Consider the following 24,004-nt stretch of genomic DNA (forward strand, 5'->3'; position numbering starts at 1 on the left):
GTCGTCGTGACCGAGGATGCCAAACAGCTTCGGCAACAGAGCTACATAAGTAAGCTAACACTTACCAATTTTCGCAATTATGCGGCGCTGTCACTCGACCTTGCGCCTGGCGCGATTGTGCTGTCAGGCGACAATGGCGCCGGCAAGACCAATCTCCTGGAAGCGATCTCGTTGCTGACGCCAGGCCGCGGCTTGCGGCGCGCGCCTTATGGCGATGTGGCGCGCGAAGGCGGCGACGGCGGATTTGCCTTGCACGCCAGGATCGACGGGCCGGAAGGCGAGGTCGAGATCGGCACCGGCGTTTCCGGCGGCGACGCGGCTGGCGAAGGCGGCAGGCGCGTGCGTATCAACGGCGCGCCGGCGCGGTCAGTCGAGGAGATGCTGGAATGGCTGCGCGTGGTGTGGCTGACGCCGGCGATGGACGGGCTGTTTCCGGGTCCGGCCGCCGACCGTCGCCGCTTCCTCGACCGCCTGGTGCTGGCGATAGATCCCGGCCACGGCCAGCGCGCGCTTGATTATGAGAAAGCCATGCGCGGCCGTAACCGCTTGCTTACTGAAGGCTCGCGCGACGGCGCCTGGTTCGACGCCATCGAGACGCAGATGGCAGAGACCGGCGTTGCGATCGCCGCGGCGCGGGCCGAGCTGGTGCGGCTGCTTGCCGCCATGATCGACAAGCTGCCGAACAGCGGACCGTTTCCGCAGGCCGACATCAGCCTCTCCGGTGAGCTGGAAAGCGAGGTTGCCGTCGCTCCAGCCGTCGATGTCGAGGAGCGTTTCCGCCGTGCCCTTGCCAGCGGCCGCGAGCGCGATCGGGCCGCCGGCCGGACGCTGGACGGTCCGCACCGCTCCGACCTGGTGGTATGGCACCGGCCGAAGTCGATGCCGGCCGAGCTGTGCTCGACCGGTGAGCAGAAGGCGCTTCTGGTCGGCATCGTCCTGTCGCATGCGCGGTTGACCGGCGAAATGTCGGGCCTGACGCCGATCCTTCTGCTTGACGAGATCGCCGCGCATCTTGATGCAGGCCGCCGCGCCGCGCTATTTGCCATCCTCGAGGATCTGAACTGCCAGGCCTTCATGACCGGAACGGATGCAGCGCTGTTTTCCAGCCTTGAAGGGCGGGCGCTGTTCTTCACGGTCGATCACGGCAGCGTCGGGCCGACCGGCTGACAACGCGCCGCACCGGCGATATGGTCGCGCCATGACCAATGCAGTGCTGACCGACGAAGAACTCGAACGCTACGCCCGCCATATCGTGCTGCCCGAGATCGGCGGCCCCGGCCAGCAGAAGCTGAAACGGGCGCGGGTGCTGGTGATCGGCGCCGGCGGACTGGGCGCCCCGGTGCTTGAATATCTGGCCGCAGCCGGCGTCGGCACGCTCGGCATCGTCGACGACGACACGGTGTCGCTGTCCAATCTGCAACGCCAGGTGATCCATGGCAGCGATGCCATCGGCATGGCCAAGACCGACAGCGCCGCGGCGGCGATCAAGCGCATCAATCCAAATGTCGCGGTGGAATTGCATCGCCTCAGGCTGAGCGCCGAGAACGCCCCTGCCCTCGTCGCGCGCTACGACGTGGTCGTCGACGGCTCGGACAATTTCGAGACGCGCTACGCTGTGGCCGATGCATGCGAGGCGCAAGGCAAGCCGCTCGTGCATGCCGCCGTTGGCCGCTTCGACGGCTCGGTGACGGTGCTGAAGCCGTTCGAGGCCGGCACCGACGGCAAGCGCAATCCGAGCTACCGAGACCTGTTCCCGGAAGCCCCGCCGGAAGGCCTGGTGCCGTCTTGCGCCGTCGCTGGCATCGTCGGCGCGCTGACCGGTGTCATCGGCACCTTGCAGGCAATGGAAACGATCAAGCTCATCGCCTGCATCGGCGAACCGCTGATCGGCCGACTGTTGCTCTACGATGCGCTCGCCGCGCGATTTGAAACCATCCGCTACAAGGCGACCTGAGCCAAATGGATCAGAAAATTGGCATCTCGATTACCGGGCTTGCGCCGGATTTCGCCCAGTGGGACGAACTGCTGGCGCTTATCGTGCGCGCCTTCGCCTATATGGATGCCGTCATCGACCCGCCATCCTCGGCGCATCTTTTGACGCCCGGGAGCCTCCGCGAGAAAGCGAAGGCGGAAACCGTGTTCCTGGCCGTCGACAACAACCGGATCGTCGGCTGCGTGTTCGCGCTGGCGAGGGAGACCGATTTTTATGTCGGCAAGCTTGCCGTCGACCCGCAACGCCAGGGCCAGGGTATCGGCGCCCGGTTGATGCTAGCGGTGGAACGGCTTGCCCGTGCGGGCGGCAAAGACGCTATCGAACTGCAGACCCGTATCGAACTGACCGCAAACCACGCGGTCTTTGCCCGCCTCGGCTTTCGTGAGACGGAACGCACGGCGCATAGGGGCTATGCCCGCCCGACCTCGATCACCATGCGCAAGGAGCTCTCATGACCCTCACGCTCAGTGCCGAAGAACGGACAACCGCGGCCGGCCACGATGGCAAGGCGATGGCCATGCGCATCGTCGCCGAGAGCGCTCGCCTGCTCGGCGCGCCACGGCTGATCCAGATAGCTTCCACTCACATCGATGGCGCACTCTACCATGGCGATTCGGGCACGCTGTTTGCCGAAAGACTGGTCGAAGGCGGCGCCAAGGTCGCGGTGCGCTCGACACTCAACGTCGGCGCGCTCGACCTGATGGGCTGCTCGCGCATCCGCCTGGAAGAGCCGCAACGCGGCATGGCGCGGCGGATGATGGAGGCCTATCGCCAACTCGGCTGCGAACAGAGCTGGACCTGCGCGCCCTATCAGGCCGGGCACAGGCCGGCTCAAGGCAGCGACGTCGCCTGGGGCGAGTCCAACGCGGTGGTGTTCTGCAATTCGGTGCTTGGGGCGCGCACCAACCGCTACGGCGATTTTCTCGACATCGCCTGTGCCATCACGGGTCGCGCGCCGGACTACGGCCTGCACCGGCCGGAGAACCGGCATGCGCGGCTTGTCTTCGATGTCTCGGACCTGTCACCGTTCTTCCTGACCTCGGAGATCGCCTGGCCAGTGCTCGGCAGCCTCTATGGCCGCGAGGTCGGCAACGCGGTCGGCGTCGTCACCGGCATCGCCAGTCACCCCGGCGAGGATGCGTTGAAGGCGTTTGGCGCGGCCGCTGCATCCTCCGGTGCGGTCGGCCTCTTCCACATCGCCGGCGTGACGCCGGAAGCCCCCGACGCCGACACCATCCTGGCCGGGCAGGAACCGGAAGCGATGGTCCGGGTCACGCCGGACATGATAATGACGGCTCGTGCCAGGCTATCGACCGCCACGCAGGCGAAGGCCATAGATGCGGTGGCGATCGGCAGCCCGCATCTGTCGAATGCCGAGTTCGATCTGCTGGAGCGTCTGATCGCCGGGCGGCGGCTCGCCGTGCCGCTCTATGCCTGCACCGGCCGCCACGCACTTGTCGCGCTGGAACAAAACGGCCGACGCAAGGCACTGGAAGCCCGTGGCGTCGTCATCGTCGCCGACACCTGCGTGGTGGTGACGCCGATCATGCCGGAACTCAGCAACGGCGTGCTGATGACCAATTCGGGAAAATTCGCGCATTACGCGCCCGGCAACACAGGCTATGCCGTGCTCTACGGGTCGCTGGCCGACTGCGTCGAGAGCGCGGTGCTGGGCAGGCCCGTCTTTACGGATATCGCCGCATGAGCGCGGTGGCCGAAATCCTGGTCCAGGGCAAGGCAGGCGAAGGCGAGGCCCTGCTGCTGACGGCGCCGATCAGCTTCTGGGGCGGCGTGGACCCCAAGACCGGCCGCATCGCCGATGTGCGCCATCCGCAACATGGCGAGAGCATTTCCGGCCGGGTGCTGTTCCTGCCGGGCACGATTGGCTCGTCGTCGGCTTCGGCCGTGCTGATGGAGCTGGCGCATAACGGCCACGCACCGGCGGCCCTGGTGCTGCATGAGCCGGATGCCATCCTGCTCCTGGGACTGATCGTCGCCCGGGAGATGGGATGGGAAACGCCGATCGCTGTTCGCCTCGACCGCGAAAGGTTCGACGCCTATCGCGGACGGTCCGTCAACGTCGCTGAAAACGGCTCGCTTACCACCGCCTGAACGACTGTGAGTATTCAGGTCCTGAGCGGCAGCACACGATCCGGCGGCCGGTGGCCGTCGAAGAAGGCGCGGATGTTGATGATCACCTTCTCGCCCATATCGATGCGGCCCTCGAGCGTGGCCGAACCCATATGCGGCAAAAGCACGACCTTGCCTTTGGCCGCGAGCTTGAGGAGCTTGGTGTTTAGCGCCGGCTCGTGCTCGTAGACGTCGAGGCCGGCGCCGGCGATCTTGCCGTCCTGAATCAGCTTGACCAGCGATTCCTCATCGATGATGTCGCCGCGCGCGGTGTTGACGAGGTAGGCCGTGGGCTGCATCAGCGCCAGCCGCCGTGCCGACAACAGATGGAAAGTCGCCGGCGTCGACGGACAATTGACCGAGATGATGTCCATGCGGGCAAGCATCTGGTCGAGGCTTTCCCAATAGGTCGCCTCCAACTCGTCCTCGACCGCCGGCAGCACGCGGTGGCGGTTGTGGTAGTGGATCGACAAGCCGAAGGCCTTGGCGCGGCGGGCAACCGCCGTGCCGATGCGGCCCATGCCGACAATACCCAGACGTTTGCCCCAGATGCGCCGGCCGAGCATCCAGGTCGGCGACCAGCCGGCCCATTTCTTTTCGCCGGTCAGGATGTTGGCGCCCTCGGCCAAACGCCGCGGCGCGGCCAGCATCAGCGCCATGGTCATGTCGGCGGTGTCTTCGGTCAGCACATTCGGCGTGTTGGTGACGGTGATGCCCTTCTTGGCGGCGGCGGCGACATCGATCTTGTCGACGCCATTGCCGAAATTGGCGATCAGCTTGAGGTTCTCGCCGGCCTGGGCGATCAGCGCGGCATCGATATGGTCGGTGATTGTCGGCACCAGGACATCGGCTTCCTTGACCGCCGCGACCAGCTCCGGCTGTGTCATCGGGCGGTCCTCGACATTCAGCCGCGCGTCGAACAGCTCGCGCATGCGTGTCTCGACCGGATCGGGCAGCTTGCGCGTGATGACGACGAGGGGCCGTTTTTTGCCTGCCATTTTATCCCCGAAGCTTGCTAGATCAGAATGACGTTTCGTTCGATCGTCATCCTGATCCTACTCTTTTTTGGAGCACGATCTTTTCCGAAAACCGGTTCCCGCTTGTCGGGATCATGCTCTCGAAACCGATCTCGTTGAGACCTCTTTAACCAAGACAGGCGAAACTTGTAACCAGTCACGGTATCAGCCCACTCCTGTAACAAGCGGTGCCGCCGAAGACAAAGAAAAAGGGGCGCTCGTCCGGACGGAGGGGTGCCGAAAGGATAAGAAAGTGTCTGGTTTCGCGTCGCTTCGCCTGGCCCTCAGCGCGGCCGTTCTCGGCTCCCTGCTTTGCGCGCCGCTGGCGCTGGCGCAAAGTGCCGCCGCACCGGCGCAAACCATTACACTGGGCCCGAGCGGCTTGCCGCTGCCGCGTTTCGTCAGCCTGAAGCCTGCACGCGTCAACGCGCGCGTCGGTCCCGGCGCCAACTATTCCGTGAACTGGATGTACATGAAGGCCGGACTGCCTATGGAAATAATCCAGGAATTCGATACCTGGCGGCGCGTGCGCGACGCCGACGGATCGGAGGGCTGGATCAACCAGTCGCTGCTTTCGGGCCGGCGCACCGCGATCGTGGCGCCCTGGCAGCGGAGCAAGGGCGGGCGAATCAATCTGCTCAACGAGCCCGACAAGGATGCCGGCGTTGTCGCCATCATCGAGCCTGGCGTAATCGGCGCCATCAAGAAATGCGATGGCCAATGGTGCGAGATGACCTTCGAGGGTCATACCGGCTGGATGGCCCAGTCGCAGGTCTGGGGCGCCTATCCCGGCGAAAAGTTCAAGAATTAGGGTGTGTCAGCGCGCTCGCGACCGATGCGGCCGAGATGGGTATCCTGAAAGCATGTCGGCAACTTCAGGCCGTAGCCCAGAGCGCGATCGATGGCGATATGGGCGATCCAGATCAGCGCCACAGCGGTGGTGATCGGCCCGGCAAGCAGGACGCCCGCGATTCCAAGGACGAGTGGGGCAATAAGGATGTGCAAGGCATTGTAGGCGACAGCGCCGACACGCGGCCCGGCGAGATAGCCCAGCATCGACAGGTCCGGCGCCAGAATAAGCAGCGCAAACAGCCACCATGAGACGCCCGACATTGCATAGAAAACGATAGCCACCGCGGCGGCCGCGACCCATTCAAACCGGACAACCAGGTCAACGGGCCGCATCGCGAACCGGTCAGCCGGCGCGCTTCGGGCGCAGCCTCACGACGATGTCGACATTGGCGATTTCCATGCCTTCCGGAGGCGCCGGCAGGTTGGAGACGGTCACCGGCCCGCTTTCGATATCGAAGATGCGATTTTCGCCTTCGATGTAGAAATGATGGTGATCGGAAGTGTTGGTGTCGAAATAGGTCTTGGAACCCTCGACTGCCAGGATGCGCAGCAGGCCGGCCTGGGTGAACTGGTGGAGCGCGTTGTAGACGGTCGCCAGCGAAACCGGCACGCCGGCGGCGACTGCCTCTTCATGCAGTTCCTCGGCCGAAAGGTGGCGGTCGCCCTTGGCGAAAAGCAGATCGGCCAACGCGATGCGCTGGCGTGTCGGCCTCAGGCCGGCTTCGCGAACCCGCTTGTCCACAGCGACATTTTCCTTCCGGTAGCCCGTATCCATCTATGCGTCGAAGCTTATGGCCCAGCCCTTAAACAGGTCCGGAATGGCAAAAAGACGTCAAAAGCCAAACCCGGACATCGTTCGACATATATTCTGTAGTCCGAATGCGATCAATAGCGCGCATTGACCCGGGCAGGCGCACGGGTTAAGCGCAAACGCCGGTTTCCGGCCACAAACAGAGTGTGTTAGGAAACCAACGACGAGGGCGCCCGGCGCTTGCGAAGAACGATGGGGACAGAAATTTGATGGCGGGTCAAAAGTCCAGCTACGACTACGAGGAACTGCTTGCCTGCGCCCGCGGCGAGCTGTTCGGACCGGGCAATGCCCAGCTACCCTATCCGCCGATGCTGATGTTCGACCGCATCACCGAGATCAGCGAGACCGGCGGCGCCCACGACAAGGGCTTTATCCGCGCCGAATTCGACATCAAGCCGGACCTGTGGTTCTTCGCCTGCCACTTCATCGGCAACCCGATCATGCCGGGCTGTCTCGGCCTCGACGCCATGTGGCAGTTGACCGGTTTCTACCTCGGCTGGCTCGGCGAGCCCGGCAAGGGCATGGCGCTGTCGACCGGTGAAGTGAAGTTCAAGGGCATGGTGACGCCGTCGGTGAAGAAAGTGGAATACGGCATCGACTTCAAGCGCGTGATGCGCGGCCGCCTGGTGCTCGGCATCGCCGATGGCTGGCTCAAGGCGGATGGCGAACCCATATACGCCGCAACGGATCTGAAGGTCGGCCTGTCCAAACAGTCGGCCGTCTGATCGGTTTCGCCACGGCGTCCATGGTGTCCGGCGGACACGCAAGCGGCGTCGCAACAGTTTATTTTGCGTATGATCTTGGGAGAAAACCGACTAGGTTTTTCGCCAAATACGCCGGAAGGAGTTGCGAATGAGACGGGTCGTAGTGACGGGCCTCGGCATTGTGTCGTCGATCGGCAACAATGCCAATGAGGTGCAGAGCTCGCTTTACGATGCCAAATCCGGCATCAGTTTTTCCAATTCCTTCGCCGAACACGGCTTCCGCTGTCAGGTATGGGGCGCGCCGACGCTCGATCCGTCGGCGATGATCGATCGCCGCGCCATGCGCTTCCTGAGCCAGGGCGCGGCCTGGAACCACGTTGCCATGGATCAGGCGATCGCCGATGCCGGCTTAGGCGAAAGCGACATCACCAATGAGCGGACCGGCATCGTCATGGGCTCCGGCGGCCCGTCGACCCGCACCATCGTCGAGGCGGCGGAAACCACGCTCAAGAACAACAGCCCCAAGCGCATCGGCCCGTTCGCGGTGCCGAAGGCGATGTCGTCGACGGCGTCGGCCACTTTGGCCACCTGGTTCAAGATCCACGGCGTCAACTATTCGATCTCGTCGGCCTGTTCGACCTCCGCGCACTGCATCGGCAACGCCTATGAGCTCATCCAGTGGGGCAAGCAGGACGTGATGTTTGCCGGCGGCCACGAAGACCTCGACTGGACGATGTCGGACCTGTTCGATGCCATGGGCGCGATGTCGTCGAAATACAACGACAGGGCCTCGGCCGCGTCCCGCGCCTATGACGTCAACCGCGACGGCTTCGTCATCGCTGGTGGCGCGGGTGTCCTCATCCTGGAGGAACTTGAGCACGCCAAGGCGCGCGGCGCCAAGATCTATGCCGAGATCGTCGGCTACGGCGCGACCTCCGACGGCTACGACATGGTGGCGCCGTCGGGCGAAGGCGCCATGCGCTGCATGCGGCAGGCGCTTGCCACCGTGTCCTCGCCGGTCGACTACATCAACACCCACGGCACCTCGACGCCGGTCGGCGATTCCAAGGAAATGGGCGCCATCCGCGAGGTGTTCGGCGAAAAGATGCCTTACATCACATCGACCAAGTCGCTGACGGGCCATTCGCTGGGTGCGGCCGGCGTTCAGGAGTCGATCTACTCGATCCTGATGATGCAGGGCGGCTTCATCGGCGAGAGCGCCCATATCGAGGAACTCGATCCGGAATTCGAGGGCATGCCGATCGTGCGCAAGCGTATCGACAACGCCAAGATCGACACCGTCCTGTCCAATTCCTTCGGTTTCGGTGGCACCAACGCGACGCTGATTTTCCAGCGTTATTCCGCATAAGGCCGGCGTTTTTATAAGGATTGCCTTCTATGGACGGGTTGATGAAGGGCAAGCGCGGGCTTGTCATGGGTGTCGCCAACGATCATTCGATCGCCTGGGGCATCGCCAGGAAACTCTCCGAGCATGGAGCTGAACTCGCCTTCACCTATCAGGGCGACGCCTTCGGCCGGCGGGTCAAGCCGCTGGCCGAGAAGCTGGGAGCCTCGCTTGTCGTGCCTTGCGACGTCGAGGACAGCGCCTCCGTCACCGCGACCTTCGAGACGCTCGGCAAGGCCTGGGGCGGCCTGGATTTCGTGGTGCACGCCATCGGGTTTTCCGACAAGAACGAGCTCAAGGGCCTCTACGCCGACACCAGCCGCGACAATTTCGTGCGCACCATGGTGATCTCCTGCTATTCCTTCACCGAGATCGCCCGCAATGCCGCCGCGCTGATGACCGATGGCGGGTCGATGATCACGCTTACCTATGCCGGTTCGGTCAGGGTGATGCCGAACTACAATGTCATGGGCGTCGCCAAGGCCGGGCTCGAGGCCAGCGTGCGCTACCTTGCCAACGACTATGGTCCGCGCGGCATCAGGGTGAACGGCCTCTCGGCCGGACCGGTGCGGACGCTGGCCGGCTCGGGCATTTCCGACGCCCGCCACATGTTTTCCTACCAGCAGCGCAATTCGCCGCTCAGGCGCACCGTCACCATCGACGAGGTCGGCGGTTCGGCGCTTTATCTCCTGTCCGACCTGTCGTCGGGCGTCACCGGCGAAATCCACTATGTAGATTCCGGTTACCATATTGTTTCGATGCCGGCGCTTGAGGAATTGAAGCAGAACGACGGTGGCCGCGAGTAATCCACCGGGCAAATAGCGGCCTTCCGTTAAATTGGATGCATTGGCGGAAACTCATTTTAAGGAGATGTCCGCTAAAAGGTTCTGTAATCTAGGGACCTTGCATGCCTGCAGTCAGCAACCCGAAGCGAACACCGCTGTTCCGGCTGATCACCATCGCCAGTTCGGGCATGGGCAGTTTCATCCTTGGGCTGTGGGGTTTGCGCTTCGGCTTCGGCGACGGCATGGCCGGCATCCCGGCCGAAACGATGGCGGGCGTCATCGCCGCGCTCTGCGCGCTGGCTGCCGGGGGCGCCGCGCTCTCCTTCTTCGCGGGCGTCGATGAGTCCGCGGCCTATGTCTTCAAGGAAACCCATTTCGACAAGCTCACGGGTCTGCTGTCGCGTCCGGCCATGGTCGGCAGGATCGCCGATGCCGCCTCCCAGACAGTCAGGAGCGGCGAGCCGATGTTCTTGATCGACATCGACATCGACCGCTTCAAGCAGATCAACGATGCCATCGGCTACAGCCATGGTGACGAATTGATCCGGGGCTTCACCAGCAGGCTGAAGGAAAACCTGCCGAAGGATGTGGTGATCGGGCGCATCGGCGCCGGCGAATTCGCCGTGCTTTTGCCGGACCGCGAAATAAGAGGTTCGATCGAACGGCTTATCGAAAAGCTGATCAACGAGATGATGGAGCCCTACCAGCTGCAGACGCATCTGCAGTCGGTCAGCCTCTCGGTCGGCATCGTGGCGATGCCGAAGGACGGCGTCGATCCGGTCCTCATCCTGCGCCGTTCGAACCTTGCGCTGCAGAACGCGCGCGCCAGCGGCATCGGCAACTGGTCGGTGTTCCATGCCGATATGGGCCGCGTGGCGGACTATCGGCAATGGATCGAGTCCGAGCTGAAGACCGCTTTCGACCGCGGTGACTTCAGCCTCCACTACCAGCCGCAGCTCAACCTGCCGAGCGGCCGCATCGTCGGCTACGAGGCGCTGATCCGCTGGAAGCATCCTGAGCGCGGCATGATCCCGCCGATGGAGTTCATTCCGATCGCCGAGGAAACCGGCATGATCAACCCGATCGGCGAGTGGGTGCTGCGCAAGGCCTGCAACGACGCCCGCTATCTTCCGGAAGAGTGCTTCGTCGCCGTCAACATCTCGCCGGTACAGTTCATGACCAGGGACTTTGTCGGCATCGTGCGCGAGACGATGGAATCGACCGGCATCAAGCCGTCGCGGCTTGAGCTCGAGGTCACCGAAACGGCCATGATGCAGGACCGCGACCGCGCGGCCGCGATCCTGGAGCAGCTTGCCGAGATGGGGATTTCGGTGGCTGTCGACGATTTCGGCACCGGCTATTCCAATCTCAGCTATCTGATCGATTTCTCGTTCGGCAAGCTGAAGATCGACCGTTCCTTCGTCAGCCGCATCGACACCGATTCCAGCTCCGGCGCCATCGTCTCGACCATTGTCGGACTGTCGCGGGCGCTGGGCGTGAGCATCATCGCCGAGGGCGTCGAGACCGAGAACCAGGCGACCCTGCTCAGGGCCGCCGGCTGCGAGGTGGTGCAAGGCTATCTGTTCGGCCGGCCGGCGCCGCTCAAGATCGACCTCGGCGAGGCGCGCCCAGCCTTTGAAACGCGCGAGCCGGCACGCATCGTCAGCGTGCAGTAGAGCGGCGGTAAGCGACTCTAACTCTTTGTTTTGACGCAATTCCGGACGGAAAACCGCTCACATTTTTCCTGGAATTGCTTTAGCGGCGCGCTGAAAACACCTTGAACATGCCGTCGTGTGCGATCTCGGCATGGCTGGCAAAGCCCGCCGACAACACCTGCTCGTAAGGAAGCTGACGATTGGCGACCATGAACAGGCGTCCGCCGGGCTTCAGCGCCTTCGACGCTGCGCGGATCATGCCGGCGCCGATCTCAGGCTCGGTTGCGCGCCCGCTGTGGAAGGGCGGGTTCATGACCACCACGTCATAACGCCGCTCGACTGTTTCGCTGAGCAGGTCGGTCCAGAAAAAGCGAGGCGTCATTGAGCCACTTGCACTGTTGAGCTTCGCCACCTCCAGCGCTTCGAAATCCGCTTCGTATAGATCGAGGCTCGCGAGACGCGGCGAGCGCGCCGCGACCTCGGCGGCCAGGTAGCCCCAGCCGGCGCAGAAATCGGCGACATTGCCCCTCAGATCGCCGGGCAGGCTCGCGGCCAGCAGTTTCGATCCTGCATCGATCCGATCGAAGGAAAACATGCCGGGCGCGGTGTGAAAGCGGCCTTCGACGAGATGATCTGGATTGGCAGCGCGAAGTGCCGCTGCCGCGTTGGTGGCCATCGGGCGAAACCAGAAGACCAGGCCGTGATGCTTCGGCAAATGGCCTTCGAGCGGCGCCAGCGCGTTGATGCGCTTGCGCAGGCTGTCGATGCCGTCTTCCTTGCCGCCGGCGACGATGACCAGTCCGCCCGGCAGGAGACGCTCGATGGCATCGGCGATGCGCCGCTCGTTCTGGCCGCGGTGACGGTCGGCAAGCACCAGGGCCATGTCGAAGCCGGACCCCTCGGCTCGTGGTGTGACCGTCCGGCCCGACCCCTGCAAGGCGCGAAAATACGGCCGAAAACCTTGCACGAGATGCAGTGCCGCCTCGAACCCGTCGGGCAAGCGGAAACCGGGCTCGGCACCCAGGAACAGGACGCGGGCATCCTTTCGCGGCAGAGGCAATGCCTCGGCCTCGAAGGGATAGAACAGCGTCTTCAGCGGCTCCGCGGCCATCCATTCACCCTGAAACAAAACGGGCGCGACCTCGCGGCGCGCCCGTTTCGATTTACCTGGCCAGGCCAATCAGGCGGCGTTTTCTTCGCCCTCGGCCTTCTTGTCGCGGGCGATTTCCTTGCCGGTGGCCTGGTCGACAACCTTCATCGACAGGCGGACCTTGCCGCGCTCGTCGAAGCCCATCAGCTTGACCCAGACCTTGTCGCCTTCCTTGACCACGTCCGAGGTCTTGGCGACGCGGTCGTTGGCGAGCTGCGAGATGTGGACGAGGCCGTCACGCGGACCGAAGAAGTTGACGAAAGCGCCGAAGTCGGCGGTCTTGACGACCGTGCCTTCGTAGATCTCGCCGACTTCCGGCTCGGCAACGATGGTGTGGATCCACTTCTTGGCCGCCTCGATCTCCTTGGCGTTCGACGAAGCGATCTTGACCGTGCCGTCATCCTCGATGTTGATCTTGGCGCCGGTCTTCTCGACGATCTCGCGGATCACCTTGCCGCCGGAGCCGATGACGTCACGGATCTTGTCGGTCGGGATGTGCATGACCTCGATGCGCGGCGCGAACTCACCGAGTTCAGGACGGGCGCCCGTCAGAGCATGCGCCATCTCGCCGAGGATGTGCTGGCGGCCATCCTTGGCCTGGTCCAGCGCGATCTTCATGATCTCCTCGGTGATGCCCTCGATCTTGATGTCCATCTGCAGCGAGGTGATACCATTGGCAGTGCCGGCGACCTTGAAATCCATGTCGCCGAGATGGTCCTCGTCACCGAGGATGTCGGAGAGCACCGCGAAGCGCTCGCCTTCCTTGATCAGGCCCATGGCGATGCCGGCAACGGGCTTCGCCAGCGGCACGCCGGCATCCATCAGCGCCAGCGAGGTGCCGCAGACGGTGGCCATCGACGACGAGCCGTTGGACTCGGTGATCTCCGAGACGACGCGCAGCGTGTAGGGGAACTGGTCGGCGGAGGGCAGCATCGGACGGATGGCGCGCCAGGCGAGCTTGCCGTGGCCGATTTCGCGGCGGCCCGGCGAACCCATGCGGCCGGTTTCACCGACGGAGTAGGGAGGGAAGTTGTAGTGAAGGAGGAATTTCTCCTTGTACATGCCGGTCAGCGAATCGACATACTGCTCGTCCTCGCCGGTGCCCAGCGTGGCAACCACCAACGCCTGGGTCTCGCCGCGGGTGAACAGCGCCGAACCGTGGGTGCGCGGCAGGACGCCGACTTCCGAGACGATCTTGCGAACCGTCTTCAAATCGCGGCCATCGATGCGCGAGCCGGTGTCGAGGATGTTCCAGCGCACGACCTTGGCCTGGAGTTCCTTGAACACCGAACCGATCTGCTCGGAGGTGTACTTGGCCTCTTCGCCTTCGGCCGGAGCGAATGCTGCCTTGACCTTGGCCTTGACGGCGTCGACGGCGGCGTAACGCTTCTGCTTGTCGACGTTCTTGTAGGCATTGCTGAGTTCGTCGCCCACGATCTTCAGCATCTCGGCTTCAAGCGCGGAATAATCCGGCGCGGTGAAATCGCGCGGCTCCTTGGCAGCGACTTCGGCCAGCTTGATGATGGCGTCGATGACCGGCTGGAAACCCTTGTGGCCGAACATGACGGCGCCGAGCATCAGCGCTTCGTCAAGTTCCTTGGCTTCGGATTCGACCATCAGCACGGCGTCGGCGGTGCCGGCGACGACGAGGTCGAGCTTGGATTCCTGCATTTCGTCGATATGCGGGTTGAGCACATATTCGCCGTTGATGTAGCCGACGCGGGCGCCGCCGATCGGGCCCATGAAGGGCACGCCGGAAAGCGTAAGCGCAGCCGAGGTGGCGACGATCGACAGGATGTCCGGATCGTTCTCGAGATCATGCTGGACGACGGTGACGACGATCTGGGTGTCGTTCTTGTAGCCATCGGCGAAGAGCGGGCGGATCGGGCGGTCGATCAGGCGGGAAACCAGCGTTTCCTTCTCGCTCGGACGGCCCTCGCGCTTGAAATAGCCGCCCGGGATCTTGCCGGCGGCATAGGTCTTTTCCTGGTAGTTGACGGTGAGCGGGAAGAAATCGAGGCCGGGCTTCGGTTCCTTCATCGAAACGACGGTGGCAAGCACCACCGTCTCGCCATAGGTGGCGAGCACAGCGCCGTCAGCCTGACGTGCGATCTTGCCCGTCTCCAGGATGAGCGGACGGCCGCCCCATTCGATTTCGACTTTGTGTTGATTGAACATATCTTGTCCTTCATATGCGGAAAGGGCCGCGCCGCCTTAACGGTCACGGGTCATCCCTTCCCTGGCTTCCTTCGGGCAGCCACGGGCAAGACAACGGGAAGCTCGATGGATCCGGCATCGGCCGAGCGAGCATCCTGCAATCCTGCCCCATGACCGTCCATGGGCGGTTCCGAATGGCCCTCTGCGCGTCCGGAACCGGTTGGCCGACTGGTCGGCCGGCCTTTGCGCGCATGACGCCGAAAACCGTTGTTTCCGGAACGCGCCCTGCGCGGATGCAAATCAAGAGCGCGTCACGCTCCGGCATTGTCGCACCAGACCATCCGGTGCGCCAATGCGCGACCGGCGGGCCCTTGGGAGAGCCCGCCGGTCAATTCGTCAGCGACGCAGACCGAGCTTGTCGATCAGCGTCTGGTAGCGCGCGTCATCCTTGCGCTTGAGATAATCAAGCAGGCTGCGGCGCTGGGAGACGAGAGCAAGAAGACCACGGCGGGAATGGTTATCCTTCTTGTGGTCCTTGAAGTGCTCCGTCAGGTTCTTGATACGCTCGGAAAGGATGGCAACCTGGACTTCCGGAGAACCGGTGTCGCCCTTGGCGGTTGCGAATTCGGTCATCAATTCCTGTTTGCGTTCGGCAGTAACCGACATCGTGCTTTTCCTTATCTGTTGGAGGAAACGAGACGCCCACAGCCGGGATGTCGTCCAGCAGGGGCCAGTGCAAGCAACGCGTCAGGGCGCGAAGCTGCCGCGCATATAGTGCAATTCCCGAGAAAACACCAGCCTAATTGTCAAGCCGGCTTGTCGCAGGTTCCAGCCGCGGAAATGGGAGAATTCAAGACCTAAAGCGCGTCGCGCCGAAGCGGGTTGAGGCGACGCGCTTTAGGTGTTTGTTTGATGCATGTCGCAGTCCCAGAACCGCCGCACACTTCTGGGCGACATGCATTAGAGCCACTTCTTCCATTTGAAGAACGCAATCAGCCCGGCAGCCACCACCAGCATGAACAGAAGCGACACTGGATAGCCGTAATAGGCTTTCAGCTCCGGCATGTTCCAGGGCGAGCTATCCGGATCGAAATTCATGCCCCAGACACCGACGAGGAAGGTCAGCGGCATGAAGATCACCGAGACGATCGTCAGATAGGAGATGACGTCGTTGGTGCGCGCCTGGGTGAGCGACACGTGCATCTCGATCAGGCCGGTCAGCATGTCACGCTGGTTCTCGACCAGTTCTATCAGCCGCAGCGAATGGTCGAGCGTGTCGTTGAAGAAGATCTTGGTCTCGGCCTTCACGAAGGGCACGTCGTTGCGGATCAGCGTCGCCAGCGCATCGCGCATCGGCCACAGCACGCCCTTCAGCACATTGGCGTCCCGCCTCAATTCATGCAGCTGCTGCATCTGATGCTTATGCGGCACGTTGAGCATCTGGTCCTCGATGCCGTCGACCTGTTCGCTCGCCGCCTCGATCGGCGGGAAATAGCTGTCGACGATGGCATCGATCAGGGCATAGGCCAGATAATCGGAACCGCGCGAGCGCAGCCGGTTGGGCATTGCGCCCGCGATGCGCTTCCTTACGGGATCGAACGGATCGCCCTCGCGCTCCTGGAAGGTGACGACGAAATTCCTGCCGAAGAACAGCGATATCTGCTCGTAACGATGGGACGTCACTTCATCGATCATGCGCATGACGACGAAGGCATGATCCTCGAAGAAATCCACCTTCGGCCGCTGCCCGGTGTTGACCACATCTTCCAGCGCCAGCGGGTGCAGGTTGAAGATGCGGCCGATCTCCTCGATAAGCGGAATGTTGGCGAGCCCGGTGCAATCCAGCCAGACGACCGGCCATTTTTCGCAATGGGTGTTGAGGTCGTCGATAGAGGCATTGTCGATGGTCTTGAATTTTTCCGGCGCAATCAGCGTCAGCCTGAGCTCGCTGCGCCGTGCGGACGGATCGGCAATGAGCGTGCCCGGCGACGCGCCGACCGGTGGCCGCCGCATCTGCAGCGGCCCGCGTTTCCTGCCTGCGTCATCCTTTGCCATCGGAACCTCAGCCGTGAACCCGAACCGAAACTAGCTGAGAACCTTCACCCGACAAAGACCCGCTTGGGTTTGAACATACCCTGCTCGATGGCGCCGATGGCGACGAGCTTGCCGCGCGCCGTGGCGCAGGCTTCCTCGGCCTCGACCGGCGCATCGCGGCCGCGGATGATGACCGGGTTGCCGAGCCGGATTTTCGTCGCGGCGTCGTCGCTGACGGCGACCTGCGGCAGGCAGTCGAGCGCGACCGCGGTATCCACCAGGAGCGCGTCGATGGCGCTAAAATCGACGGGAGCCTCGGCGTCCTGCGAATTCTCGTCGGTCTTGCCATCAAAGCGGGCCGCCTCCAGCTCGGCGACGGTGACAAAATCCTCCGGCGTAAACGGCTCGACCTCGACGCGGCGCAATTCGGCTATGTGGCCGAAGCAACCGAGATCGCGGCCCATGTCGCGCGCCAGCGAGCGCACATAGGTGCCCTTGCCGCATTCGACCTCGAAGATGGTCTTGTCGGCGCCCTGTTCGATGATGTCCAAACGGCCGATCTCAATTTCGCGGGCGGGTATCTCGACGGTCTCGCCGTCGCGGGCAAGGTCATAGGCGCGCTCGCCGGCGATCTTGATGGCCGAGAATTGCGGCGGCGTCTGCATGATGACGCCGGTGTATTTCGGCAGCAGCGCCCTCACCTCGGCCTCGGCGGGGCGGCGCTCGGAGCTGTTGGTCACCGGGCCTTCGAGGTCGTCGGTCGAGCGCTCCTCGCCCCAGGCGACGGTGAAACGGTAGATCTTGGCGCCGTCCTGCACATAAGGCACTGTCTTGGTCGCCTCGCCCAAGGCGATCGGCAGCATGCCGGATGCCAGCGGATCGAGCGTGCCGGCATGGCCTGCCTTCTCCGCCTGAAACAACCATTTGATCTTGGAGACCGCCTCGGTCGAGCCCATGCCGACAGGCTTGTCCAGCACCACCCAGCCGGAAACCGGCCGGCCCTTCTTCTTACCGCGGCGCCCCACTATTCCTGGTCCTTGTCGTCTTTGTTCTGGCCATCGGGACCGAGATCGCGCGCGACTTCGGGCGACTTCAGCAGTTCGTTGATCTTGGCGAAATTGTCGAAGGAGGTATCCAGCCGGAAGCGGAACTCCGGCATGTACTTCATCTGCCGCAGCGCGCCGGAGACACGGCCACGCACGAATTTCGCATGTTTGTTGAGCGCCTCGATCACGGCATCGGCGTCACCGGCGCCGAGCAGCGAGACAAAGGCGGTGGCGATCTTGAGGTCCGGCGACATGCGCACTTCGGAGACCGAGACGACGCTGTTCTCGACCACCGGATCGAGGATCTCGCCGCGCTGCAAGGTTTCGGAGAGCGCATGGCGCACCTGTTCGCCAACGCGCAGCATGCGTTGGGAGGGGCCTGATGTGGTCGAACGGGGCATTTCTTCGGTCCTGAAATCGTGAAGCGCGGGATGGGACCACGCCACATGTCTCAATGAGTAAGAGTTGGGTCTCAATGAGCAAGGGTTGGGCGGCAGCCTTTCGGCTGCCGCCCGGATCATTTCGGCGATTATATCCGAATTTAGAGCGTCCGGGTTACCATCTCGATGCGGAAGCACTCGATGACGTCGCCGACGCGCATGTCCTCGTAGTTCTGGAAGGCCATGCCGCATTCCTGGCCGCCCGGCACTTCAGAGACTTCATCCTTGAAGCGCTTCAGCGTCTTCAGCGTGCCTTCGTGGATGACGACGTTGTCGCGGATCAGGCGCACGCCGGCACCGCGCTCGACCTTGCCTTCGGTGACACGGCAACCGGCGATCTTGCCGATCTTGGAGATGTCGAAGATCTCGAGGATCTCGGCATTGCCGATGAAGGTCTCGCGCCGTTCCGGCGAAAGCATGCCGGAAAGTGCCGCCTTCACGTCATCGACGAGATTGTAGATGATCGAGTAGTAGCGGATCTCGATACCGGCGGCGACCGCGGCCGCACGTGCCTGCGCATTGGCGCGGACGTTGAAGCCGATGATAGCCGCTCCGGACGTCTCGGCGAGCGAGACGTCGCTTTCGGTGATGCCGCCGGCGCCGGCGTGAACGATACGCGCGCGCACCTCGTCGTTGCCGAGCTTTTCAAGCGCGGCGTTGATTGCCTCGATCGAACCCTGCACGTCGCCCTTGATGACCAGCGGGAATTCCTTCAGTCCGCTCGTCTGCAATTGCGACATCATCTGCTCGAGCGAGCCGCGCTGGCCGGCATGCTTGGCCACCGCCATGTCTCGCGCCAGGCGCTGGCGATATTCGGTGATCTCACGGGCGCGCGCTTCGTTGTTGACGACGGCGAAGCGATCGCCCGCTTGCGGCGTGCCCTGGAGACCAAGCACTTCGACCGGCATGGCCGGCGGGGCCTCCTGCACATGCCCGCCACGATCGTCGACAAGCGCGCGCACACGGCCCCACTCGTTTCCGGCGACGATGATATCGCCCGGCATCAGTGTGCCGGTCTGCACCAGCACTGTGGCGACAGGGCCGCGGCCCTTGTCCAACTGGGCCTCGATGACCGCGCCTTCGGCGGTGCGGTCGGGATTGGCCTTGAGATCGAGGATTTCGGCCTGCAGCAGGATCGCTTCCAAGAGCTTGTCGAGATTGGTGCCCTTGGTCGCCGAAACCTCGACGTCCAGCACCTCGCCGCCCATCGATTCCACGAACACTTCGTGGCGCAGCAGCTCGGTCCGCACCTTCTGCGGGTCGGCGTCGTGCTTGTCGATCTTGTTGATGGCCACGATGATCGGCACGCCGGCCGCCTTGGCGTGGCTGATCGATTCGATCGTCTGCGGCATCACGCTGTCGTCGGCAGCCACCACCAGCACTGCGATGTCGGTGACCTGCGCGCCACGGGCGCGCATCGCTGTGAAGGCGGCGTGGCCGGGCGTGTCGATGAAGGTGATCTTGTGGCCGTTCTTCTCGATCTGGTAGGCGCCGATATGCTGGGTGATGCCGCCGGCCTCGCCGGAGACAACATTGGCGTTGCGGATGGCGTCGAGCAGCGAGGTCTTGCCGTGATCGACATGGCCCATGATGGTGACCACGGGCGGACGCGACACCAGGTCTTCCGCATGATCGGCGATGTTGAACAGGCCTTCCTCGATGTCGGACTCGGCAACGCGGCGGACCGTGTGACCGAATTCGGTGGCGACCAGTTCGGCCGTGTCGGCGTCGATGACGTCGCCCGGCTTCAGGATCTGGCCCTGCTTCATGAAGAACTTGACCACGTCGACGGCGCGCTCGGACATGCGCTGCGCCAGTTCCTGGATGGTGATGGTTTCGGGCAGGATCACTTCGCGCATGACTTTCTCGCGCGGCTCATTATGCATCGCGCGCTTGAATTTTTCCTGGCGACGACGCATCGACGACAGCGAGCGGGCCCGCGCATCTTCATCAGACAGCGCCGAATTCAGCGTCAGCTTGCCGCGACGACGGTCTTCCTCGCCCTTGGTGGGCTTGGCCGGCCGTGCGACTTCCGGCGTGGCCAGACGGCGCACCGGCGTGCTGGCGGCGGCGCCACCAGGACGCCGCGGCTTGGTCTCTTCCTCGTCGTCGACCGTGACCAGCTCGGCGGCTTGCGGGGCGCGACGGCGTGCCTCTTCCTCGGCGCGGCGGCGGGACTCGGCCTCGGTTTGCAAGCGGGCTTCTTCCTCGGCCTGACGGCGCGCGGATTCCTCGCGCTCGCGCTTGCGGCGTTCTTCTTCCTCGGCGCGGCGCTTGGCATCCTCCTGGGCGCGCTGACGGTCCTCGACCTCGCGCGCCTTGGAGCCCTCGAGCGCCTTGCGGCGCGCTTCCATCTCGCCGCGAGACAATTCATTGAGCACCATGCCCGAGCGCTCCGACTGGAGCGGCGGCGCCTTCGGCGCTTCGCGCACGGCCGGCGCGGGTGCGGCAACAACAGGGGCGGGCTTCGGCGTGAAGACAGGCGCCGCCACCGGCTCCGGCTTGTCGCCAGGCATCGAGAACTTGCGCTTCTTGATCTCGACCTGGACCTGCTTGGTGCGGCCATGCGAGAAATTCTGGCGCACGGTACCCTGCTCGGTACCCGGGCGCTTCAGCGTCAAGGTCTTCTTCGGCGTAACGCTCAACGTCTTATCGTCGCCCGATTTCGTATCGCTCATTCCATATCCTCTGCGGCATCATCTTCGTCAGCAACGGCCGCAAGCATTGCCAGATCGTCCGGGGTTCCGCCCCGATATCGGTCGAGCGCAACCATGCGCTTCTCAACCGCCTTGCCCGCGTCTCCCGCGAGAACGGCAGCATGTATCACATTTGTACCCCCCAATGCCAAGCTCAACTCAGCCTCGGAGAAAAGTTTGTAGGCAAGGACCGCAGGGCCACCGAGATGGACGGTTGCCCGCCGAGCCTGGCTGATCTTGCGCACGCCGTCATCGGACGCTTCGGTCGCGTGAAGCACGAAAAGCGCCAGTCCGCTGCGCACCGCGCTCTCGACCTTGGTGGCTCCGAGAGCAATCGCGCCGGCCTTGCGAGCAAGACCAAGCATGCCCAGAGCGGACCTGGAAAGCAGTCCGTCGACCATACCGCCGAGATCGGGAGGAACGGCAACCTGCGCCTTGAAGGCGCGGGCAAACAGATTTTTCGCCGCCGCCTTGTCGATATGTAGGCGGTCGGCGGTGACCCAGCAACCGCGGCCAGGCAGATTTCTCTTGAGATCGGGAACGACGGCCGAATCCGGGCCGACGACGAACCGGATCAGTTCATCCGGTTCGGCCTGCTTGCGGGTGACGATGCAGGTGCGATCGTTCATCTCGTCCTGGGGCGGGTTGTGTGCGATGCGGTTTCACCTCACGCACCAACGGCTTCGTCAGCCGATGTCTCTTCGGCCGCAAGCTCGTCTTCGGTGATCCAGCCGGCCTTCTTGCGGGCGGCAAGCACCATCTCTTCGGCGTCGGCGCGCGAGACGCCGTGAGAGGCGAGCACGCCGGGATAAACCTTGGTCTCGCCGTCCTTGCGTTCCTTCCAGCCGACCAGATCATCGGCGGCATAGCCGGCGAAGTCCTCGACGGTCTTCACACCATCCTCGCCAAGCGTCACCATCATGGCGGTGGTGACACCGGGGATCTCGCGCAGCTCGTCCTGGACGCCGAGCGCCTTGCGCTTCTCGTCATGCTCGGCCTCGATCTTTTCCAGATATTCGCGGGCGCGGGTCTGGATCTCCGAAGCGGTGTCCTCGTCGAAGCCATCGATCGAGGAGATTTCGCCGGAGTCGACATAGGCGACTTCCTCGACACTGGTGAAGCCTTCGGAGGCCAGCACCTGGCCGACCATCTCGTCGACGTCGAGGGCTTCCATGAAGAGCGCCGAGCGCTCGACGAATTCCTTCTGGCGGCGCTCGGATTCCTCGGCTTCGGTCAGGATGTCGATATCCCAGCCGGTGAGCTGCGAGGCTAGACGCACGTTCTGGCCGCGGCGGCCGATGGCCAGCGACAGCTGGTCGTCAGGTACCACGACCTCGATGCGCTCGGCATCCTCGTCGAGCACCACCTTGGCGACTTCGGCCGGCTGCAGTGCGTTGACGATGAAGGAGGCGGCCGACGGCGACCACGGAATAATGTCGATCTTTTCGCCCTGCAATTCGCCGACCACCGCCTGAACGCGGCTGCCGCGCATGCCGACGCAGGCGCCGACCGGGTCGATCGAAGAGTCGCGCGAGATGACGGCGATCTTGGCGCGCGAGCCCGGATCGCGGGCGACCGACTTGATCTCGATGATGCCGTCATAGATCTCCGGCACTTCCATGGTGAAAAGCTTGGCCATGAACTGCGGATGGGTGCGCGACAGGAATATCTGCGGGCCGCGCTGCTCGCGGCGCACGTCATAGACATAGGCGCGGACGCGGTCGCCATACTTGTAGTTCTCGCGCGGGATCAGCTCGTCGCGGCGGATGATCGCTTCGCCACGGCCGAGATCGACGATGACGTTGCCGTATTCGACGCGCTTGACGGTGCCGTTGACGATCTCGCCGATGCGGTCCTTGTATTCGTCAAACTGGCGGTCGCGCTCGGCCTCGCGCACCTTCTGGACAATGACCTGCTTGGCCGACTGGGCGGCGATGCGGCCGAAATCCATCGGCGGCAGCTGCTCGGCGATGAAGTCGCCGACCTGGGCGTCGGGGTTGCGCTCGCGGGCGGTGGAAAGCGCGATCTGCGTCGCGTAATCCTCGACCTTCTCGACCACTTCCATCAGCCGCTGCAGCTTCATCTCGCCGGTGTTCGGGTTGATGTCGGCGCGGATGTTGGTCTCCTGGCCGTAACGCGAGCGCGCCGCCTTCTGGATCGCATCGGCCATGGCGGCGATGACGATCGACTTGTCGATTGACTTTTCACGCGCGACCGCATCGGCGATCTGCAGCAGTTCAAGCCTGTTGGCGCTTACAACCATTGTCTTTCTCCCGATTTCGCCCCGGACACGCGGCCCGGCAGGCGCTATCAACTTTCCTGTTCGGTTTCGTTTTCCTCGGCGGCGTCTTCCGCTTCGCCTCGGCGTTTCTTGGCTTCCTTGCGCGCCCGGTTGTCCTTCGACAGGGCATCGCGGATGAGATCGTCGGTCAGCACCAGCCTGGCCTCGGCAATCGCGTCATAAGGCACGCGCACCGTCGGCTCTTCGCCATAGGCCGCCTTGTCGCGCTCCAACAGGATGCCGTCGGCATCGGCCTCGGCGATCTTGCCCTTGAAGCGCTTGCGATCGCTGACCAGAACCGACGTTTCCAGCTTGACCAGATGACCGGTCCAGGTGGTGAAATCGGATTTGCGCACCAGCGGCCGGTCGATGCCGGGCGAGGAGACTTCCAGATGATACGCCTTTTCGATCGGATCATCGACATCGAGCGCCGGCGACACCGCGCGGCTGACCTCTTCGCAATCCTCGACAGTCATGGTGCTGTCTTCACGCTCGGCCATGATCTGCAGCGTCAGCCCGTTCTGGCCGGTCAAATGCACGCGCACGAGGCGGAAACCGATGGCTTTAAGCACCGGCTGAACGATCAGCGCAATGCGCGCATCGACACCGCTTTCGCGGATGATACGGTCGTCGGCTTCGCTTGCCGCTGCAGTCATTAGAATCCTGTCGCTTTGTCGCTTCCGGCCGGCAGGTAATAAAAAAGAGCGGGACCGGGTGGACCCACTCTTCGTCATACCGACCAAGAATTTGAGGCTGATATAGACGATACCGAACTGTGTTTCAAGCCTGCAGGCAAGCTGGGGCGAAGTTCAGGGCCGGAGCGAGGTCCAGGCAGGGTTGCGCGCCGAG

23 protein-coding genes are annotated in these 24,004 nt (G+C 63.5%); 10 read left to right on the top strand and 13 right to left on the bottom strand.

Annotated elements, in window-relative coordinates; translation table 11 throughout:
• The first annotated feature begins 6 nt into the window (after window positions 1-6).
• The 5 genes from recF to AB6802_RS00390 are packed head-to-tail and all read left to right on the top strand — an operon-like array spanning window position 7 to window position 4,105.
• Window positions 7-1,167: a DNA replication/repair protein RecF gene (gene recF / locus AB6802_RS00370; protein WP_371008010.1), complete on the top strand. Its 1,161-nt coding sequence runs from the start codon at window positions 7-9 to the stop codon at window positions 1,165-1,167.
• A gap of 31 nt (window positions 1,168-1,198) precedes the next feature.
• Complete coding sequence (locus AB6802_RS00375) at window positions 1,199-1,954, top strand: molybdopterin-synthase adenylyltransferase MoeB (protein ID WP_371008011.1); 756 nt, start codon at window positions 1,199-1,201, stop codon at window positions 1,952-1,954.
• Between the two features lie 5 nt (window positions 1,955-1,959).
• Window positions 1,960-2,448: a GNAT family N-acetyltransferase gene (locus AB6802_RS00380; protein ID WP_371008012.1), complete on the top strand. Its 489-nt coding sequence runs from the start codon at window positions 1,960-1,962 to the stop codon at window positions 2,446-2,448.
• Complete coding sequence (locus AB6802_RS00385; RefSeq protein ID WP_371008013.1) at window positions 2,445-3,698, top strand: aconitase X; 1,254 nt, start codon at window positions 2,445-2,447, stop codon at window positions 3,696-3,698. Before AB6802_RS00380 ends, AB6802_RS00385 begins: the two co-directional genes overlap by 4 nt.
• Window positions 3,695-4,105: an aconitase X swivel domain-containing protein gene (locus AB6802_RS00390; RefSeq protein ID WP_371008014.1), complete on the top strand. Its 411-nt coding sequence runs from the start codon at window positions 3,695-3,697 to the stop codon at window positions 4,103-4,105. Before AB6802_RS00385 ends, AB6802_RS00390 begins: the two co-directional genes overlap by 4 nt.
• A gap of 14 nt (window positions 4,106-4,119) precedes the next feature.
• Here AB6802_RS00390 and AB6802_RS00395 read toward each other — a convergent pair whose 3' ends face one another.
• Window positions 4,120-5,121, bottom strand: coding sequence for a 2-hydroxyacid dehydrogenase (locus AB6802_RS00395; RefSeq protein ID WP_371008015.1), 1,002 nt, complete (start codon window positions 5,119-5,121; stop codon window positions 4,120-4,122).
• A gap of 271 nt (window positions 5,122-5,392) precedes the next feature.
• Between AB6802_RS00395 and AB6802_RS00400 the strand changes: the two genes are divergently transcribed.
• The gene (locus tag AB6802_RS00400; protein ID WP_371008016.1) at window positions 5,393-5,950 is read left to right on the top strand and encodes an SH3 domain-containing protein; all 558 of its coding nucleotides are present in this window, start codon (window positions 5,393-5,395) and stop codon (window positions 5,948-5,950) included.
• Here the strand turns inward: AB6802_RS00400 and AB6802_RS00405 are convergent.
• Both AB6802_RS00405 and irrA read right to left on the bottom strand, forming a co-directional pair.
• A complete protein-coding gene (locus AB6802_RS00405) occupies window positions 5,947-6,324 on the bottom strand; it encodes a DUF4260 domain-containing protein (RefSeq protein WP_371008017.1) in 378 nt (125 codons plus the stop codon). The two genes, AB6802_RS00400 and AB6802_RS00405, sit on opposite strands and share 4 nt — an antisense overlap.
• Window positions 6,325-6,334: 10 nt before the next feature.
• Window positions 6,335-6,766: an iron response transcriptional regulator IrrA gene (gene irrA, locus AB6802_RS00410; protein WP_371008018.1), complete on the bottom strand. Its 432-nt coding sequence runs from the start codon at window positions 6,764-6,766 to the stop codon at window positions 6,335-6,337.
• A 245-nt stretch (window positions 6,767-7,011) separates the two neighbouring features.
• Between irrA and fabA the strand changes: the two genes are divergently transcribed.
• The 4 genes from fabA to AB6802_RS00430 all read left to right on the top strand — a co-directional run bounded on the left by fabA (window position 7,012) and on the right by AB6802_RS00430 (window position 11,372).
• A complete protein-coding gene (gene fabA / locus AB6802_RS00415; RefSeq protein WP_371008019.1) occupies window positions 7,012-7,527 on the top strand; it encodes a 3-hydroxyacyl-[acyl-carrier-protein] dehydratase FabA in 516 nt (171 codons plus the stop codon).
• Window positions 7,528-7,654: 127 nt separating this feature from the next.
• On the top strand, window positions 7,655-8,875 hold the full coding sequence (gene fabB, locus AB6802_RS00420; RefSeq protein ID WP_371008020.1) for a beta-ketoacyl-ACP synthase I: 1,221 nt from the start codon (window positions 7,655-7,657) through the stop codon (window positions 8,873-8,875).
• Window positions 8,876-8,904: 29 nt separating this feature from the next.
• Window positions 8,905-9,717: an enoyl-ACP reductase FabI gene (fabI, locus tag AB6802_RS00425; protein ID WP_371008021.1), complete on the top strand. Its 813-nt coding sequence runs from the start codon at window positions 8,905-8,907 to the stop codon at window positions 9,715-9,717.
• A gap of 101 nt (window positions 9,718-9,818) precedes the next feature.
• A complete protein-coding gene (locus tag AB6802_RS00430) occupies window positions 9,819-11,372 on the top strand; it encodes a putative bifunctional diguanylate cyclase/phosphodiesterase (RefSeq protein ID WP_371008022.1) in 1,554 nt (517 codons plus the stop codon).
• Between the two features lie 79 nt (window positions 11,373-11,451).
• On the opposite strand, the gene AB6802_RS00435 is transcribed toward AB6802_RS00430, so the two are convergent.
• From AB6802_RS00435 to rimP, 10 genes are all read right to left on the bottom strand, one after another.
• A complete protein-coding gene (locus AB6802_RS00435; protein WP_371008023.1) occupies window positions 11,452-12,462 on the bottom strand; it encodes a class I SAM-dependent methyltransferase in 1,011 nt (336 codons plus the stop codon).
• 69 nt (window positions 12,463-12,531) lie between these two features.
• Window positions 12,532-14,679, bottom strand: coding sequence for a polyribonucleotide nucleotidyltransferase (gene pnp / locus AB6802_RS00440; protein WP_371008024.1), 2,148 nt, complete (start codon window positions 14,677-14,679; stop codon window positions 12,532-12,534).
• 375 nt (window positions 14,680-15,054) lie between these two features.
• Window positions 15,055-15,366 (bottom strand): 30S ribosomal protein S15, encoded by a 312-nt coding sequence (rpsO, locus tag AB6802_RS00445; RefSeq protein WP_371008757.1) that lies wholly within the window; start codon window positions 15,364-15,366, stop codon window positions 15,055-15,057.
• A 252-nt stretch (window positions 15,367-15,618) separates the two neighbouring features.
• Window positions 15,619-16,713: a magnesium/cobalt transporter CorA gene (gene corA / locus AB6802_RS00450; RefSeq protein ID WP_371008025.1), complete on the bottom strand. Its 1,095-nt coding sequence runs from the start codon at window positions 16,711-16,713 to the stop codon at window positions 15,619-15,621.
• 44 nt (window positions 16,714-16,757) lie between these two features.
• Complete coding sequence (truB, locus tag AB6802_RS00455; RefSeq protein ID WP_371008026.1) at window positions 16,758-17,717, bottom strand: tRNA pseudouridine(55) synthase TruB; 960 nt, start codon at window positions 17,715-17,717, stop codon at window positions 16,758-16,760.
• Complete coding sequence (gene rbfA / locus AB6802_RS00460) at window positions 17,717-18,139, bottom strand: 30S ribosome-binding factor RbfA (RefSeq protein WP_371008027.1); 423 nt, start codon at window positions 18,137-18,139, stop codon at window positions 17,717-17,719. The genes truB and rbfA overlap by 1 nt, the downstream gene beginning before the upstream one ends.
• 140 nt (window positions 18,140-18,279) lie before the next feature.
• The gene (gene infB / locus AB6802_RS00465; RefSeq protein ID WP_371008028.1) at window positions 18,280-20,856 is read right to left on the bottom strand and encodes a translation initiation factor IF-2; all 2,577 of its coding nucleotides are present in this window, start codon (window positions 20,854-20,856) and stop codon (window positions 18,280-18,282) included.
• Entirely contained in the window at window positions 20,853-21,503 is a 651-nt protein-coding gene (locus tag AB6802_RS00470; RefSeq protein WP_371008029.1) for an RNA-binding protein, read from the bottom strand. Before AB6802_RS00470 ends, infB begins: the two co-directional genes overlap by 4 nt.
• Before the next feature lie 38 nt (window positions 21,504-21,541).
• On the bottom strand, window positions 21,542-23,137 hold the full coding sequence (gene nusA, locus AB6802_RS00475; protein ID WP_371008030.1) for a transcription termination factor NusA: 1,596 nt from the start codon (window positions 23,135-23,137) through the stop codon (window positions 21,542-21,544).
• Between the two features lie 47 nt (window positions 23,138-23,184).
• Window positions 23,185-23,811, bottom strand: coding sequence for a ribosome maturation factor RimP (rimP, locus tag AB6802_RS00480; RefSeq protein WP_371008031.1), 627 nt, complete (start codon window positions 23,809-23,811; stop codon window positions 23,185-23,187).
• Between the last annotated feature and the right edge of the window lie 193 nt (window positions 23,812-24,004).

Origin of the sequence: Mesorhizobium sp. RCC_202, assembly GCF_041355295.1 — a bacterium.
Classification (GTDB): Bacteria; Pseudomonadota; Alphaproteobacteria; order Rhizobiales; family Rhizobiaceae; genus Mesorhizobium.